The 16,828-nt window shown below is 58.7% G+C and carries 15 protein-coding genes; 3 read left to right on the top strand and 12 right to left on the bottom strand.

Annotation, left to right across the window (positions count from 1 at the left end):
• Positions 1-12 precede the first annotated feature (12 nt).
• Positions 13-822: a lysophospholipid acyltransferase family protein gene (locus ACIROY_RS18315; protein WP_402343076.1), complete on the top strand. Its 810-nt coding sequence runs from the start codon at positions 13-15 to the stop codon at positions 820-822.
• On the opposite strand, the gene ACIROY_RS18310 is transcribed toward ACIROY_RS18315, so the two are convergent.
• The gene (locus ACIROY_RS18310) at positions 752-1,573 is read right to left on the bottom strand and encodes a symmetrical bis(5'-nucleosyl)-tetraphosphatase (protein WP_402343074.1); all 822 of its coding nucleotides are present in this window, start codon (positions 1,571-1,573) and stop codon (positions 752-754) included. The two genes, ACIROY_RS18315 and ACIROY_RS18310, sit on opposite strands and share 71 nt — an antisense overlap.
• Entirely contained in the window at positions 1,570-4,080 is a 2,511-nt protein-coding gene (locus ACIROY_RS18305) for a hypothetical protein (RefSeq protein ID WP_402343071.1), read from the bottom strand. Before ACIROY_RS18305 ends, ACIROY_RS18310 begins: the two co-directional genes overlap by 4 nt.
• Before the next feature lie 585 nt (positions 4,081-4,665).
• On the opposite strand from ACIROY_RS18305, the gene ACIROY_RS18300 reads away from it, so the two are divergent.
• On the top strand, positions 4,666-5,226 hold the full coding sequence (locus ACIROY_RS18300; protein WP_402343068.1) for a sugar transferase: 561 nt from the start codon (positions 4,666-4,668) through the stop codon (positions 5,224-5,226).
• 49 nt (positions 5,227-5,275) lie between these two features.
• Complete coding sequence (locus ACIROY_RS18295) at positions 5,276-7,222, top strand: polysaccharide biosynthesis protein (RefSeq protein WP_402343064.1); 1,947 nt, start codon at positions 5,276-5,278, stop codon at positions 7,220-7,222.
• Between the two features lie 63 nt (positions 7,223-7,285).
• Here ACIROY_RS18295 and ACIROY_RS18290 read toward each other — a convergent pair whose 3' ends face one another.
• Genes ACIROY_RS18290 through ACIROY_RS18245 form a run of 10 tightly spaced genes read right to left on the bottom strand, consistent with a single transcriptional unit; the run spans position 7,286 to position 16,814 of the window.
• Positions 7,286-8,749 (bottom strand): aminotransferase class I/II-fold pyridoxal phosphate-dependent enzyme, encoded by a 1,464-nt coding sequence (locus ACIROY_RS18290; protein ID WP_402343061.1) that lies wholly within the window; start codon positions 8,747-8,749, stop codon positions 7,286-7,288.
• A 1-nt stretch (position 8,750) separates the two neighbouring features.
• Positions 8,751-9,383: an acetyltransferase gene (locus ACIROY_RS18285; RefSeq protein WP_402343058.1), complete on the bottom strand. Its 633-nt coding sequence runs from the start codon at positions 9,381-9,383 to the stop codon at positions 8,751-8,753.
• Positions 9,373-10,503 carry a UDP-N-acetylglucosamine 2-epimerase gene (gene neuC, locus ACIROY_RS18280; protein ID WP_402343055.1) on the bottom strand — a complete coding sequence of 377 codons (1,131 nt, stop codon included), beginning with the start codon at positions 10,501-10,503 and terminating at the stop codon, positions 9,373-9,375. The genes ACIROY_RS18285 and neuC overlap by 11 nt, the downstream gene beginning before the upstream one ends.
• Positions 10,500-11,537: an N-acetylneuraminate synthase gene (gene neuB / locus ACIROY_RS18275; protein ID WP_402343052.1), complete on the bottom strand. Its 1,038-nt coding sequence runs from the start codon at positions 11,535-11,537 to the stop codon at positions 10,500-10,502. Before neuB ends, neuC begins: the two co-directional genes overlap by 4 nt.
• A complete protein-coding gene (locus ACIROY_RS18270; protein ID WP_402343049.1) occupies positions 11,531-12,334 on the bottom strand; it encodes an SDR family oxidoreductase in 804 nt (267 codons plus the stop codon). The genes neuB and ACIROY_RS18270 overlap by 7 nt, the downstream gene beginning before the upstream one ends.
• A gap of 28 nt (positions 12,335-12,362) precedes the next feature.
• Entirely contained in the window at positions 12,363-13,079 is a 717-nt protein-coding gene (locus ACIROY_RS18265; RefSeq protein WP_402343046.1) for a cytidylyltransferase domain-containing protein, read from the bottom strand.
• Positions 13,066-14,094 (bottom strand): Gfo/Idh/MocA family protein, encoded by a 1,029-nt coding sequence (locus ACIROY_RS18260; RefSeq protein ID WP_402343043.1) that lies wholly within the window; start codon positions 14,092-14,094, stop codon positions 13,066-13,068. The genes ACIROY_RS18265 and ACIROY_RS18260 overlap by 14 nt, the downstream gene beginning before the upstream one ends.
• Positions 14,094-14,741 (bottom strand): imidazole glycerol phosphate synthase subunit HisH, encoded by a 648-nt coding sequence (gene hisH, locus ACIROY_RS18255; RefSeq protein WP_402343040.1) that lies wholly within the window; start codon positions 14,739-14,741, stop codon positions 14,094-14,096. The genes ACIROY_RS18260 and hisH overlap by 1 nt, the downstream gene beginning before the upstream one ends.
• A 2-nt stretch (positions 14,742-14,743) precedes the next feature.
• On the bottom strand, positions 14,744-15,505 hold the full coding sequence (gene hisF / locus ACIROY_RS18250; protein WP_402343037.1) for an imidazole glycerol phosphate synthase subunit HisF: 762 nt from the start codon (positions 15,503-15,505) through the stop codon (positions 14,744-14,746).
• Positions 15,498-16,814 carry an N-acetyl sugar amidotransferase gene (locus ACIROY_RS18245; RefSeq protein WP_402343034.1) on the bottom strand — a complete coding sequence of 439 codons (1,317 nt, stop codon included), beginning with the start codon at positions 16,812-16,814 and terminating at the stop codon, positions 15,498-15,500. The genes hisF and ACIROY_RS18245 overlap by 8 nt, the downstream gene beginning before the upstream one ends.
• Positions 16,815-16,828 lie beyond the last annotated feature (14 nt).

Genomic DNA, 16,828 nt, shown 5'->3' with positions numbered 1-16,828 from the left:
TACGGAAGATCCATGCTTGTTTTCCGCGTGTTGCGCATGGTGGTGCATCTGTTCGTCGGCATGGCGATCTGCGCCTTCATCTTTCCCCTGATCGGACCGGCGCGCCGGGAAGGCCATATCCGCCGCTGGTCGCATCAGCTGCTGGGCATCTGCGGCATCAAGCTGGTGGTGCGCGCGCTGCCCGGTACGCCGGCGCCGCCGCGTGCGCTGATCGTCGCCAATCACATTTCGTGGCTCGACATCTTCGTGGTGAACTCGATGCAGCCGTGCCGCTTCGTGGCGAAGTCGGACATCCGCAGCTGGCCCTTCATCGGCTGGCTGTGCGCCAAGACCGGCACCATTTTCATCTCGCGCGGCAAGGCCAGCGACGTGCGCCGCATCTTCAAGGGCATCGTGGAAAGCATCGAAGCGGGCGACCGCGTGGCCTTCTTCCCGGAAGGTACGACTGCCGCACAAGGCAAGCTGTTGCCGTTCCATGCCAATCTGTTCGAAGCGGCGCTGGACGCCAAAGTGCCGGTGCAGCCGTACGCGTTGCGCTATCTGGACGCGCAGGGCAATTACCATTCCGCCGCCGACTTCATCGGCGACACGACCATTGTGGAAAGTATCCTGGCGGTGTTGCAGGCTGGCGCGATCACGGCTGAGTTGACGCAATTGCCGAGCATCCCCACTGAGGGCGCGCATCGCCGCGAGCTGGCGGTGGCGGCGCGCAAGGTGGTCGCCGACGGACTCGGCTATCTGCCGGAAGACCTCAACCCGGCTTCAGCGTCTGCGGGCAATCCACCTGGAACAGAGCCCGGTCCTCAAGCCGCACCGCAGTAAGCTTGCCGCCCCACACGCAACCGGTATCAAGGCCGATCAGATTGGGGCGCAGCGTCAATCCCAATGCCGACCAATGTCCGAACACGCAGGTGACGTCGGCGGTCTTGCGTCCCGGCATGTCGAACCATGGCAGGTAACCTTCAGGCGCAGCGCCGGCGCCTTCCTTGATCGTGAAATCGATGCCGCCGTCGGGCCGGCAAAAGCGGATGCGCGTGAGCGTGTTGATGATGCAGCGCAGCCGGTCATGGCCCTGCAAATCGTCGCTCCACACGGCCGGTTCGTTGCCGTACATCTGGCGCAGGAAGTCGACCCAGTCGGGGCCGCGCAGCATGGTTTCGACTTCATGCGCCAGCGACATGACTTTGTCGGCATCCCACTCCGGCAACACCCCGGCGTGAAACAGCAGATGGCCGTTCTCTAACAGCGCCAACGGACGATGGCGCACCCAGTCAAGCAACTCGTCGCGGTCAGGGGCGATCAGGATGTCGTGCAAGGTGTCGGTGGCATGGAGCGGGCGGATGCCTTGCGACACCGCCAGCAGATGCAGGTCGTGGTTGCCCAGAACTGCGCGCGCGCGGTCGCCCAGAGCGCGCAAATGGCGCAGCGTGGCCAGCGAATGCGGCCCGCGGTTGACCAGGTCGCCGACGAACAGCAGGTCGGCGTCGGGAGCGGTTTTGCCGATCAGGTCGAGCAGGTTTTGCAGCTGCTGGTCGCAGCCTTGGAGGTCGCCGATGGCGTAGGTACCTTTCATGACTCAGACATGTCGGTGGCATTGGCTGCAACGTCGTGGGAAATATTTTCCGTGCTTCCGTCTTTCAGGCGCTGCAGCCTGGTAAGCAGCACACCCCATAAGAAGAAGGTGAATATGCCGCTATATGGCTGGCGCAGGCTGACTTTCAGCGCATTGTCCGCCACCAGAAGGAAGATCACCACCAGACTGAGCACCATCAACGATGGAGACTGAAGAAGCTGGCGCCGTTGCCGTACGAGGTTGATTACGGTCGCTCCAAGCAACAGCATCGTCGGTATCAATGCGATCGCGCCGAAGTTATAGATGAAGTCCAGATAGTAATTGTGTGCACTCGGATATTGCGTGCGGTCAGGGACGACGCTGTTGCCGATGAAAAAGCTTTTTGCGCTGGCCGTCGCGTTGGTCGCGTAATACGTCCACCAGTAAAGCCGTTGCGCAATATTGGTGGGAAGCGTGATACGTCCATTGGCCACAGTCGTGCTGGTGGAAGGCGGGGAGGTCTGCGCGGACTGAGCCGGGGCCGCAGGAGCGGGCTGGGAAAGATTTTTTACGTCATCCGAGATCGTGCCGAACTTGAATGCGACCTCCTTTTTTTCATACTGATAATACGTCCAGCTCGACAGCATGGCCAGAATGAAAAGCAAGGCGGGAATTTTCCTGGTGGTTGCCTTGGAAGGAAAAACCACAAACGTCGCCAACCCGAAGATGAACAATGAAATGGCGAGGAACGAGGTCGATGCCGGGACATAGATCGCCATGAATAATGTCGCTATGCAAAGCGCGATTCGGTAGGCTGGATTGGCCCACAACGTGAAAAGCGCCAGCAGATATGCCGCCACGAAAATGACGGGGACATATTGCAGGTACTGATAAACAGCGAACAAGCCCAGATCGGGAGTAAGGAATCTGAGTCCGTTTCGATGCGAGAGATAAAGCTGCAGCGGCACCGTCGCAAACAACAGCCAGAGGAAGGCCTTTGCATGCGCATCGTCTTCGAGTTTGCGGCTGAGCGGTTCGTATACCTGCCCAAGCACCAATGCAAACATCGGCAACGTGAACTGGATCAGCAGGATGAACTTGGCCTGTTGTTGCGAGGGAGAATCCTGAGTAAGGATGATTGATGACATCGCCATCAACGCGCAGGTGAGGAAAATATAGCCGAACGACAACGACGCACGCCGATACGTCCTCAGCAGCAATATGCCTGCCGCACATGCCATGATCGAGACGGGAAGCGGCAGGTTCTTCAAGGTCCCGTCACCGGAAAAGCCTCCGGTGGTATCCATGAAGATGCCCTTGCTCAGTTGGAAAAACAGCGGAAGTAGCAGGAAAAAGGGGATGGCGAATCGAATGGTCTTATAGACGGCAGGTGAATAAATCCTGTCGACTGAAAACCCGAAGGTTTCTTTTCGGGCACTGCGGTAAAAAACGTAAGACATGATCGCGCTGAGCAGGAACAGGGCGACCAGCGAGCGCTCTCCAAAAATATAGAACGCGAACGGCACCGACGTGAATGCCAGGATGTTGATGAGCACGTCCGGCCCGAACACGTCGTGATCGCTGTCGTGCTGCAGCAGGCGGAAGCGGATTTGCTGTGCCTTCACCATGATGAAGCCGCCGATCAGCGACAATCCGGTGGCTTCCCAGAAGAAAAACGTTTTCCCGGCCGGGAGCAGGAACGGCATTTTCAGCGCGGCGGCGCAAAACAATACGACACCAAGCAAAACCGATGCGGTCAAAGCATAGCGCAGCGGGCCGGGCAAATGCGACTTCCCGCTGCGCTGTTCGTGCAGTGCAGCGCTGGCGCCGAGTGCGTTGGCGAACACGGAGCCGGTGACCCCGCCAATGGCAAAAGCGGTATATAAATCTCCGGCGGTCTGCTTGCCGGCAACCAGCAGGATCAGCAGGCGGAAGATATAGACCGTAATGCCGATGATGGCCGTGGAGCCGAGGTTAGGCAACAATTTGCGGAGCGAACTGCCGCTGATCTTCGGTTGTTTCGACAGCAGCAAACGGAAAAGGAAACCGCCGCTCATCAAGAGAGGCGCCGCAGCCCATATGAACAGGGCCACCAGCCTGTAAGGAAGATCGGCAAGCAGCCAGACCAGCAGCACGGCGAGCAGGATGGATTGCAACAGCACGTAGTTGCGCGCGAAGCTGTGATGCTCCAGCCGTTCCATTTCGCTCAGGTGAACTTCGCCGAGCCATTCGATGCAACGGCGCAGGATCAGGATAAGAGCCAGCGCCAGTTCAATCTTGGCGACATCGACGCTGAGCCAGTAGCATGCCGCCGCCAGCGGCAACAGCAGCAGGCAGCGAACCAGCAGGACTGAATGCGCGGACACGCCCGAGACGCCGTTGAGGATCAGGCTGCGCGCATTGGCGGAAAATGCGTAAAGCAGAGCCAGGGTCACGGCCTGGACAACGCCGACTTCGGCGGCCATGCTAGGATTTTTGGTCAGGCCGAGCGCGATCAGCAGGACAGTCATGGCGAAGGTATTCGCCATGAATGCTAGGGGAAATGAATAACGCAATTTACGATTCCTGTATTTGTTGGCAGCCTTGCCGATTTACATGCATGACATGTTTTGCTACAGCAAATCCTCTGTGGTGTGCTGGTAGCAACATAAAAAAGCTCTCGAAGGTGGCTATTGCCGACAATCTACTAAACGCGGGGCTGGCTTGCGGCATTGTTGTTGGCATGTAATTGGCTGGGATTTTCAGGGTGCCTCATATCGGCCGGAATATGCTCGCCTGGGTGCAGGGAAATCATACTTTTAGCGAAAATGATGATAATGGGTAACTTTTTTAACAGATGAGACGGCAACATGCAGATTGTTACATAAAGGCACGGAATGTTGGGTTTTGGAGCACGAACGTAGTATCCTCTTGAGCGGTCCCCGTTCTGACACAATTAGACAAATCAAGAATGGGTCTGATGAAAATCATTGGCAATTGTTGCGATGATCTTTTGTTAAATGTTAGTGAAAATGCATGATCGGCGGCAAAAAACATCGTTCCACGCGGCATGGAGAAAAATGCTGCAAAAGGAAGCTGTGAAGACAGGCGCGCCGATTTGAAACAAGACCAAGATGAAAAGAGCCTTTGATTTTGTGAGTGCCGTAATTGGGATTGTTTTCCTGATAGTGCCGATGTCGATAATTGCGGTGCTGGTGCGCGCGACCTCGCGCGGGCCAGCCATCTATTGGTCCGATCGCGTCGGCAAGGATAACAAGATATTCAGGATGCCCAAATTTCGGACCATGGAGATAGGAACTCCTGCGGTTGCCACGCATTTGCTGACCAATCCTGCTGCTCATCTGACTCCGATAGGCAGTTTCCTGCGCAAGACCAGCCTTGATGAGTTGCCGCAGATCTGGAGCATCCTGAAAGGCGACATGAGTCTGGTCGGGCCGAGGCCGGCACTGTCCAATCAGATGGATCTGATCCAGATGCGCTCGGAATTCGGCGTGCACAAGCTGCTGCCTGGTTTGACCGGATGGGCGCAAGTGAACGGCCGTGATGAATTGCCGATTCCGGAGAAGGTGCGACTGGATGTCGAATACATGAAGGCCGGCAATTTTGCATTCGACCTGCGCATCCTGTGGCTGACGCTCGAAAAAGTAATAAAACGCGATGGCGTTACGCACTGATCTGCACTGATTTGCCTACGCACTGATCTATCTTTGTAGTAAGAATTTGATGCTAAATAAACTGAACTTGCTTTCGCGTCGCGTAAAGCAATACATTGTTGCCCTGCTCGATGTCGTTCTCTCGTTGATCGCCACGTGGTGCGCATTCGGCCTGCGACTGGATTCGATCTCCCTTCCCAGCGGTTACCAGCAACATGTCTACCTTCTCGCCGTAGTACTTGGGCTTATTGTCTTTTCGCGCTTCGGACTGTACAAGGCAGTATTCCGCTACACCGGCATCGCCGCCATGATGACCATAGGCAAGGCCATCGGCGTGTATTGCGCAGTGCTGTTCCCGTTGTTGCTATGGCTCGGACTGCCGAATGTGCCGCGCTCGGTCGGTTTGTTGCAGCCTTTGATTCTGTTTGTTCTAATCGCCAGCAGCAGGGCGTTCGCCCGTGTCTGGTTCGGGCGGGTGCGTGCCGATCGGCGCACGCCGGTGGAGTCGCGCCTGTTGATCTACGGCGCAGGCGCCGCAGGTGCCCAGATTGCGGATGCGTTGCAGCAGCAAAAAAACCTGAAACTGGTCGGATTCATCGACGACGATCCGCATCTGGCGGGCCGTACGATCAACGGTTGTGTCGTCCATTCGCCGGACAAGGTGAGTGCTCTGATTGCCAAGCACATGGTCAGCGACGTATTGCTGGCGATGCCGGCCATCAGCCGAGCGCGTCGCAATGAAATACTGGAGAGCCTGCGCAAGCAGAAGGTGCATATCAGGTCGTTGCCGGATATCGTCGAACTGGCGCAAGGTAAAGTTGGCGTTTCCGACATCCATGAACTTGATATTACCGATTTGCTGGGACGCGAACCGGTGCCGCCGCATCCGGAACTGATGAGCCGCAACATCAGCGGCAGTGTGGTGATGGTATCCGGCGCGGGCGGCAGCATCGGCAGTGAATTGTGCCGTCAGATCATTGCCGTCGGACCGACCAAACTGATCCTGCTGGAACATAGTGAGTACAGCCTGTACAAGATTCACGCCGACTTGTCGGCGCGTGCGGCAGAGCTGGGCGTCACAACAGAACTGATCCCCCTGCTGGGGAGCGTTCGTCACTACGATCGGCTGTTGGAAATATGCAACGCCTGGAAGCCGCAAACCGTCTATCACGCGGCGGCATACAAGCATGTTCCCCTGGTCGAGCAGAATCCTGCAGAGGGCATCAAGAACAATGTGTTCGGAACCTACAATCTGGCGCGCGCCGCAGTGGAAAGCGGTGTAACGGATTTTGTGCTGATCAGTACCGACAAGGCGGTTCGTCCGACCAATGTGATGGGCGCGAGCAAGCGCTTGGCGGAAATGATTTTGCAGGCGCTGGCAACCACGAAGCTGGTGGCGTTCCGAGATGCCGGAACTACTGCGGCTCCCGTGGCGAACAACACGCGCTTCGCAATGGTGCGGTTCGGCAATGTGCTCGGTTCGTCGGGCTCCGTTGTGCCTTTGTTCCGGCGCCAGATCAAGGACGGCGGCCCGGTGACGGTGACGGACTCGGAAGTGACGCGGTATTTCATGACGATTCCGGAAGCCGCCCAACTCGTCGTACAGGCTGGGGCGATGACAGAAGGCGGGGATGTATTCGTTCTGGACATGGGCGAACCAGTCAAGATCGTCGACCTGGCTTTTCGGATGATCGAATTGTCCGGTCTGGTGGTCAAGGATGAAGAACATCCTGATGGCGACATCGAGATCAAGGTGACGGGTTTGCGGCCGGGAGAAAAGCTCTATGAGGAGTTGTTGATCGGCGCAAATCCGCAGTCGACGACGCATCCGCGCATCATGAAGGCGCATGAAGCGTTTTTGCCATGGGATACGCTGGCGCAGAAACTGCTGGAATTGGGACATGCAGTGGACGGCAATGATGTTGAGGCCATCCGCGATATCTTGCGTGAGCTGGTGACGGGATATGTTGCGCCGGAAGACTTCGTGGATTTGATTTACGCGCGCGTAAATAGTTGAGACCCAGCTTGTGACGGGCAAAAAAAACGGGCCGTGAGGCCCGTTTTTTTTCCTGAATGAATCTTAAAGATGGCTGCGGATTGTTGCCACAATGCGTTGAATCTGTTCCGGCGTCATGTTCGATCCAGACGGCAGGCAAACGCCTTGGGAGAACAGGCGATCGGAAACCGATTCTTCCGAGTGCGCGAAATAGCGGCATTCGGAAAACACCGGCTGCAGATGCATAGGCTTCCAGACCGGACGGGCTTCAATCAATTCGCCGGCCAGTTTGGCAATCAGTTCGGCGCTGGTGATTCCCATGGCGGGATCAACCGTGCACACGGTCAGCCAATGAGTTGAATAACTCCATTCGGGTTCCGGCATCCAGGTGATGCCGGCGATGTCGCTGAAGGCATCCTTGTAGGCCTTGAACACGGCCCGGCGCGCTTCGACGCGTTCCTTGAGCACCTTCAACTGGCCTCGTCCGACGCCCGCGAGGATATTGCTCATGCGGTAGTTGAAGCCGATTTGCGAGTGTTGGTAATGCGGCGCCGGATCGCGCGCCTGCGTCGCCAGGAAGCGGGCTTTTGCAATCAATTCGGCGTCATCCGAGACCAGCATGCCGCCACCGGAAGTGGTGATGATCTTGTTGCCGTTGAACGAATAGACGCTGAGGCGGCCGAAGGTGCCGCTGGCGCGGCCTTTGTAGTAGGCTCCGAGCGATTCCGCCGCGTCCTCCAATATCTCGACACCATATTCGTCACAGATGGCCTGCAGGCTGTCGATATCTGCGCTCTGCCCGTAAAGATTGACGACGATGACGGCCTTGGGTTTCCAGCCTTCGGCAGCAGCAGTTTCGAATGCTTTTCTCAGCGCGGCCGGAGACATGTTCCAGCTGACGTCGTCAGAGTCGATGAAAACGGGTTCCGCGCCCTGATACACGATCGGATTGGCGCTCGCGGCAAACGTCAGCGTTGAGCAGAAGACCTTGTCGCCGCGGCCCACGCCCATCAATTGCAGCGCCAGATGAATGGCCGCGGTACCCGAGGACAAGGCGGCCGCGTGCTTGATGCCCACCAATTCGGCCAGCTCGCTCTCAAAGGCGTCGACGTTTGGTCCGAGCGGCGCAATCCAGTTCGTGCGGAATGCTTCCTCCACGAACTCACGTTCGGTGCTGCCCATGTGCGGCGTCGACAACAGGATCTGTTCATCAATCACGCGACGGTCCAGGATGTCGACCGGCTTGCCGTCGTCGTCGACCACCGGCAGATGATTGATGACGTGCTTGTTCATCAGGTCGAGCGCCTCCCGGCGCGACGCGCTCTTGGGAACGGTGAGGGATTGGATTTTCGCCAGTTTTGCCAGCGTATCGTCCAGCTGCGCACCGTCGAGCAGCAGGCGACGGATATCGCCGTCGGTGACGGTCCGATCCAGGCGCCGCTCTTCGTCCAGCAGGAGCAGCAGGCCGATGGCGGTATTGTTGAGCGCGAGCAAGGCTTCTCGCAGCGTGGTGCTGCGACTTACTGATACGTTTTGTATGTTGAACACGTTACTTCCCTTTTAATTTTTTCGCAGGTATTCCGACTTGGACTTGTCCCGCCTCGACATTTGAAACGACTACTGCTCCGGCGCCGATGACGGCGTCATCACCGATCTCGACCCCGGGAAGAATATTTGCTCCGGCGCCGATCAGAACACCTGCGCCGATGCGGACATTGCCTGCCAGAGTGGCATTGGGCGCGATATGTGAAAAGTCTCCTACCACGCAATCGTGGTCGACGACGGCGCCATGGTTGACGATGACGCTTTTGCCGATGCGTGCGGCCGGCCCGATGATGGCGCGTGCGGCGATGAACGCGCCATCGGCAATCTGCGCATGGCGCGAAATTACGGAAGCCGGATGAATGATCGCCAAAGCGCGCATCCCAAGGGCTTCCAGCTTCCCGCTCAGTTGCAGCCGTGCGGTGCAACTTCCGATGGCAAGGTGGTAGCGGCTTCCCGACATCGACGCGATGATCGCGGGTGCGTCAATTTCCAGCCCCAGGATGTCGTCGCCGCGCCTTGCGACGGCATCGTCCCTGAGTCGCACTTGCCGCATGTCGAACTGCATCTCATGCAAAGCGTCAATCACCACCTTGGCGTGGCCGCCTGCACCAAGAAGATAAACGAGGTCAGTAGGCATTGGACTTTGCCAACATGGCCGCGTTCAGATCGGTTTCACTGAGCAGTTGCAGAATGCGCAAGCCGGCGCTGCCGTCGCCATAGACATTCTGCAGCGGCCGGCGGCCTTGATGCAGGGCATGGACCAATGCCGCGCTGATCGCGGTCTCGTCGGTGGGCACATCCACGGTGTTGGCATTGCGTTCGCGCAAATGCTGCCGCGATCCGATGTTGATGACAGGTGTGCCAAAAGACGCAGCTTCGATGATGCCCGCACTCGAATTGCCGACCATGACTTCAGCTGCCGCCATCCAGGCAACAAACCGCGTGCGCGGAAAATGCGTAAAGACGCGCAGGTTAGCGTCCGAAGCGTGTTGTTCCAATACTTTGCGGATGCCGTCGCTGCCCGCGTCGGAGTTGGGTTTCAGGGCAACGATCTGGACGCCGCCCGCGGCCATGGCGGCAAGGATCGACTCGGCGGCCGTGCCCGCCGCTTCGGCTTCCTGCAGTACGGGATGATAGACCATCAGGGCGAAGGGTCGCGCCGGATCAAGACCGGCAGATTCCAGCAATTCTGTTCGTGTTGCCTTGGCCATATCCGTCAGGCCGTCCAGCCCGGGAGCGCCGGTGACGTACACGTCAGCAGGATTCTCTCCCATGCGAATCAAGCGTTCACGAGCATCCGTCGTCGCCGTGAAGTGCAGGTGGGACAACTTTGAAATGGCGTGGCGCACAGGTTCATCGACAGTGCCGGAGCGCTCGCCGCCGTGTACGTGCACAATCGGAATATTGAGATGGATGGCCGCGATCGCTCCCGCCAGCATCTCGCCGCGGTCGCCCAGCAGCATGACGACATCAGGGCGTGCACTTTCAAGCGCATCGATGAACCCGGAGATCATGATTCCGATGTTGCGACCCATCGCGGCGCCGGAAGAGTGCGCGCCGACCGCAACCGTGGCGGCGATCTTGAAGCCGGCGGCCTCGATGTCCTGAATCGTCGAACCGTATTCTTCCAGCAGATGCATGCCCGTGACGATGAGGGACAGCTCCAGGCCGGGCGCCTTGTCGATCAATTCCAGCGTCGACTGCATCAGGCCGAAATCGGCGCGCGTGCCGGTGATGTAGCAGATCTTGCGCATCATTCCAGGTCCTGCCACTGCAATGTCGTGCCTGCCGACGTATCCTTGAGGATCACCTTGCCGATGACCTCGTCGATGTGGCGTGGCGCGATGCCGGTGCCGGGGCGCAGCAGGGAGATGTCTTCGCGCCGGATCGTCGCGCCTGCGCGCAAGGGGGCGACCAGCGTCACGCTGCGGCGAACCAGTTCGCGCACCGGAAGTTCGGATGCCGTCGGACGCTTCAGTGAGGACCCCAATGCCTGCTCGACATCACGGATTTGTCCGATAAGCTGGGTCAATTCTTCCGGGCTGAGCGAAGCCTTGTGATCGGGGCCCGGCATGTTGCGGTCGAGCGTGAAATGTTTCTCGATGACGGTAGCACCCAAAGCCACGGCCGCCGTCGACACCGAGATGCCGAGCGTGTGATCGGAGTAGCCGACAGGCACACCGGTCTCCGTCGCAATCGAACTCATTGCACGTAAATTGACGTCGCTGCATGCCGCCGGATAGTTGGAGGTGCAGTGCAGGATTGTGAGGACATCCGCCAACGGTTCCGTGAAACCGTGCTGGTCGCGAGTCTGCGCAATTACTTCGACGGCGCGACGGATTTCCTGCATGTCGGCCATCCCTGTCGATACGATCATCGCCACGCCCTTGGCGGCAAGGAAGCGCAGGAACGGTTCATTGGTGATCTCTCCGGAGGGAACCTTGATGCGCTGCATGCCGAGCGATACAAGGAAGTCGGCCGCCTCTTCGTCGAACGGCGTCGACATGAACTCAATGCCTTTCTCGAGGCAGCGCGCGACGATCCGGCGATGCAGATCTTCCGACATTTCCAGCGCCTTCAACATGGAGTGCTGATCGCCGGCGCCGGTCTCGCGCTTCTGGTATTCGGCTTTTTCCGCGCCGGGGCGCACCAGCTTGTCGGCTGAGAACGTCTGGAACTTGACGGCGTCGGCGCCGCATGCGGCGGCGGTGTCGACCAGCTGTAATGCCAGATCAGCGTCGCCGTTATGATTGACGCCCGCTTCGGCGATGATGAAAACCGGTTTTACCATGCTGTCCACCCACCATCAATCATCAGGTTCTCGCCCGTCACCCAGGCCGACAGATCGCTGGCGAAGTAGGCGATCGCACCTTTGAAATCTTCTTCTGTGCCCATGCGTTGCATCGGCGTCTTCTGGATATAGCGTTCGGAAAATTCCTGTGGCTGATTTCTGGCGATACCGCCCGGGCTGATGCAATTGACGCGAATCTGCGGTGCCAGCACCGTGGACAGCCAGCGTGTCGTCTGCACCAGTCCACCCTTGCTTGCGGCATAGGCAGCGGGGTTGCCCATCGCGGTTCCTGCGTAAATAGACATGTCCGGACCGACGACACCGTAGATCGAGCTGACGTTGATGATGGAGCCCCTGGCGTTTGCGCGCAGCAGTGGCGTCATCACTTGCGACAAATGAAACGCAGCGGTCAGGTTGACTTCGACGGCGCGGCGCCAGGTCGAGATTTCCTGCTGTTCAAACGGGACTACCCAGCCAGTCAGATTGCTGTCGCCGACAAAGCCGGCATTATTGATCAGCACGTCGGCGCGGCCGAACAGTTCCTGAACGCGCGGCGCCACGTCGGCGCGCTCGGCTTCGGATTCGAGATCCACCAGCAGCGTGTCGACGCTGGCACCCCAGGCCTCACGCAGCTTGCCTGCGGCGTCAGCCAACGCGGCCTCGTTGCGGTCAATCAGGCAGATGGCGCAGCCCAGTTCGGCCAGCGAGTCGGCCATGGCCTGTCCCAAATGACCTCCGCCGCCGGTGATGACGGCCACACGGCCGTCCATGTTCATGAGTGATGCAATGGAACGCATTGTTGGCTCTGTATGGAAAGTACTGATGTTACGAAGCGAAGCGTGACTGGGCAATGGCTTGCGCCAGCATGAAATCATAGGGCGTATCGATGTCCAGCGCACGCTCCGGGGGGATGTTGACGGTCTTTACCTTGCCGTCGAAAAGGCGTTGCGCGCGCAGGACGAATTGCGGACGGGCGGCGTAAGCGACGGTCGTCATGTCGTAGACGGCGGGCGCATCCTGTCGCCGGCTGACCTCACCCTGCGGTTTGATCACCAGGTCGGCGCGACCGTCCGAGTCGATTACCACCATATTGAAATAGGGACTGCGGTCGGCATTCTTCACGGTGATGACGATGTCGGTGGCGCTGTCTTCTTCCAGGGTTTGTACGCATGCGCGGACATCCTCGACATTTCTGAACGGGGAGGTGGCGGGCAGACTGACGAAGTGGTCGAAATGGCCTTTTTCCCGCATGGTCCACTCAATCGCATGGCGCCACGAAAGCCATTCGGGGGCAGTATCGGTCGCCAGTTCGGGCGGTCGCATGAACGGTACCTCGGCGCCGTATTCGCGCGCTACCGCCGCGATGGCTTCGTCGTCCGTGGAAACGATGACCGTTTCGATGAACGGACAAGCTTTGGCAATATCGATGGAGTGGGCGATCAAAGGTTTGCCGGCGAGCGGCTTGATATTTTTGCCGGGCAGGCCCTTGGATCCGCCGCGCGCGAAGATGAAGGCGATCGTTCGTGATTCAATGTTTGACATAAGTGGACAGGTTGACAGCGGCATTGGAACGGATCGACGTTTTTGCCGCTTCCACGATTCTCAATACGTCGCGGCCTTGCTCGCCGTCGCTGGCGATAGCCCCCAAGGCATGGCGTGCATCGAGGAAATAAGACAGTTCGTCAATGTACATCTGGTTGCGATCGGCAGGACTCGCGATGTCGATGCGAGACCATTGCCCGGTGCTGACTTGGAAGACATCAACAGTGTCGGCAATGCCATTCCATATCAGCGTGCCTTGCTGGCCGATGAATTTGCAGGTGCGGGAAGGTGTCCTCTGGAGGAAATCCAGATGAACGTTGACCAGGATGGATGGCGATTCGTATTCCAGGGTCAGCTCCACCGCGTCCTCGACGTCAATGCCGAGCGCGCCGAAACTTCCACCTCTTGCCGAGACCACTGACGGCAGGCCGAATATCCAGTAAAGATAGTCGATCTCATGGCTCAGTTCGAGCAACGCGCCTCCGCCGAGCGCCTGCTGCGCAGAAACGGTGGTCTGGTAGGGTTGACCTGGGCGCCAGTCCGGCAGATATTGTCCGACCTCGGCGCGCACCAGCCGGATTTCGCCGATGATGCCTTCCAGCAGCAAGCGGCGCACTGTTTGCAGGGATGGCAAGAAGCGCAGGTTGTAGCCGACCAGCAAAGGTACGCCATGCGTTCTGGCGGACGTCACCAGTTCATCAATACCGTCCATGCTGTCGGCTATCGGCTTTTCCGTCAGTACGGGAATACGGGCTTTCACCAGCGCTTCGGCAATGGCAAGATGCGTCGACGCCGGGCCGGCGAGAATCGCCGCTGCAGGCGCAAACGCCAGCGCCGCGTCGATCGAGGAGAACTGCACGTCGGCGCCGTCCGGCAACACGCCGGACGTGTCCTGCGTATGCAGGCGCAGCACGCCGATCCGGGCATCCGGCTTCAATGCGCGCAGGTTGCGCAGGTGCCGGCGACCGATGCTGCCCAGACTGACGATCAGATATTTTTCAGCGACCGGCGGCATCACAGCGCCAGGAAACTGCGAACCATGGTCAGGCCAATCTCGCCGCTGCGCTCCGGATGAAATTGCGTGGCTACGATATTATCGCGGCGCACCGCGGCACAGATACGATGACCGCCGTAAAAACAGTCCGCCAGGCGATCCTGGTCGTTGGCCGGTTGCGCGGCAAACGAATGGACGAAATACACAGCGGGGCGAGCATCTTCAAAAGACTGCAGCAAAGTGCCTTTCCAATCGTTGCCGTGTTCCGGGGACACCAGGTGGTTCCAGCCGATATGCGGCACGCGTTGCGGCAGGCCTTCCGTGGAGAGGCTGGGAACCGCCACCACGCGTCCCGGCAGGATACCAAGGCCGGCGTGTTCGCCGAACTCCTCGCTGGCGTCGAACAGCATCTGCATGCCGACGCAAATGCCGAACAACGGCTTGCCGGATTCGGCGTAACGTTTGACGGCATCAGCAAAGCCGCGGCTGTTCAATTCGTTGATACTGTCCTCAAAAGCGCCGACGCCCGGCACCACGAGACGATCCGAACCTGCGATGGCGGCCGGGTCTTCGGTAACGTGCACGTCGGCGCCGCAATGCTGGAATGCCCGAACCACGTTCAGGAGATTGCCCACGCCGTAATCAGCGATGGTTACTTTAACCGTCATTTTCAGATACTCCTTACCGCCAAACCTGCATCGCGGGCCGCGACACGGATGTCGGGCAACTCGAGACGCTTGTAGTGCAACACATCGGCCATGGCGACCGCATCGGCGCGGCCGGACTTCACCACTTGCAGCAAATCGTCGATTGAACCCATGCCGCCGCTGGCGATCACGGGCACCGGAACTGCTTCGCTGACCTGACTCACCAGATCGATCTCGAAACCCTTGCGGGTGCCTTCACGATCCACCGACGTCAGCAGGATTTCACCGGCGCCGAGTTCGACGCCGCGCTTGACCCATTCGATGACGTCCAGGCCGGTGCGCTCGCGGCCGTTGTCGGTATACGCTTCCCAGCGACCGGGCGCAACCTGCTTGGCCTCGATGGAAAGCACCATTGCCTGTGAGCCGAAGCGACGCGACACTTGTGTGATCAGCGCCGGATTCGCCACGGCGGCGGTGTTGATGGCGACCTTGTCGGCGCCGGAACGCAGGATGTGGCGTGCATCGTCAACCGAACGGATGCCGCCGCCTACCGTGATCGGGATATACACCTGGTCGGCGGCGCGCCGGATGATGTCGCTCAGGTTGTTGCGGCCATAGAGGCTGGCGACGATGTCCATGTAAATCAGTTCATCGGCGCCTGCTTCGTAATAGCGCAACGCAAACTCCTGCGGATCGCCCATTACGCGCAAGCCTTCCAGCCTGATGCCCTTGATCAGGTTCGGCCCCTTGATGTCGAGGCGTGGAATCAGGCGGACATTACTCATGCCACACCGCGTGGCGCAATTTCCATTGGTTGTCTTCCCATTTCCACAGATGCGGCGAGCGGAATGTTTCGGCAAGTTTCATGAAGTATTCGCGGTCCAGGATCGGCTGCTCGAACATCTTGCTGGCCTCGGGAAATTCGCTGGCAGGGATGCTCAGATACTTGAAAATCTCGTCTGCAAAACGCTCGGGGAATTCATGGTCGAAGCGTTTGACCAGCGCGCAACCTTCCTCGCGCGTGATATCCCCCGAGCGGATTTCCTGGGCTGCGTCGTAGGTGGCGCGGCCCAGGCCGAATTTCACGCCTGTCGTGTAATAGTGGAAATCGTCGATGCGGTCATCGATGCTGTTGTACTTGCTGTATGTGCCCGGAGTGCGTTCCGGCGAAGCTTCGAAGCCGCCGTGCTCGACCGCGTAGTAGTAGCAGCTTTGAGGATGCCACTTGAGGTAGTAGCCCAGATAATGGACTTCGACCTTTTGTTCTTCGATCTGGTTCGGGTTGGCCGGCAGGTAGGGCAGCAAGTCCTGATGCTCGACGCCGAAATGCTGCTTCAGATCAGGGACGCTGACGCCGCCCAGGCTGACCTTCGATTGATCCTCTGCTGTGAAGTAAGACCAGTCGCGCTTGGCGGTTTCGGTGTCGCCGATGGGATTGCCGTATTCGGCTTCGTTCTCGCCATAGAACACCAGCGGGATTTTGTGCAGCAAGGCCATTTTCGGCGCCAGCGCCTTCTGGCCGAACATGAACGCCTGGAACGGGTGGAACAGATTGTCCACGGCCAGGCGGGTGAGCAAGCGGTGAACGCGACCGTTCGGCGTCATCAGCAGGTTGTCGTGACCGGCATGGATCCAGCTCTGGAAATTTTTCCAGCCCCATTCAGTGTAGACGTGCGGCGCCCAAGTCACGGTCAGCGGGTGCATGCCATATTTGGTGCGCAGGATGTGCGACGCGTAAAAGCTGTCCTTGCCGCCCGAGCCCGGGACGATGCAGTCATAGCTGCCGTCCTTGCTGCGGTGGCGATCGCATAGTTCGCGCAGGTTGCGTTCACGTTCTTCCCAGTCGATCGTGGCCTTTTTCTTTTCCGCGAAATTGCAGGCGTCGCACACGCCGTTTTCGTCGAAGTGGATGGTCTTCTTCTTGGAGTCCTTGGTGTGCGAGTATTCCACCGCTGAATTGGGACGCTGATTTGAAATCACGCATTTCACGCAAAACTCTACGTCAGGCGGCAATCCGTATTTGGCGCGCAGATGTTCGTGTTCACCGACAAATTCGGACTTGTCTGTATCTTTCGGGTAGGGGATTTTTTCCATGATTTCAAAGTAAA

Origin of the sequence: Herbaspirillum sp. NPDC101396 (assembly GCF_044767365.1) — a bacterium.
Lineage (GTDB): Bacteria > Pseudomonadota > Gammaproteobacteria > Burkholderiales > Burkholderiaceae_D > Herbaspirillum.
The sequence above is the reverse complement of the archived record's forward strand: the minus strand, read 5'-3'. Positions and strand labels throughout refer to the sequence as shown.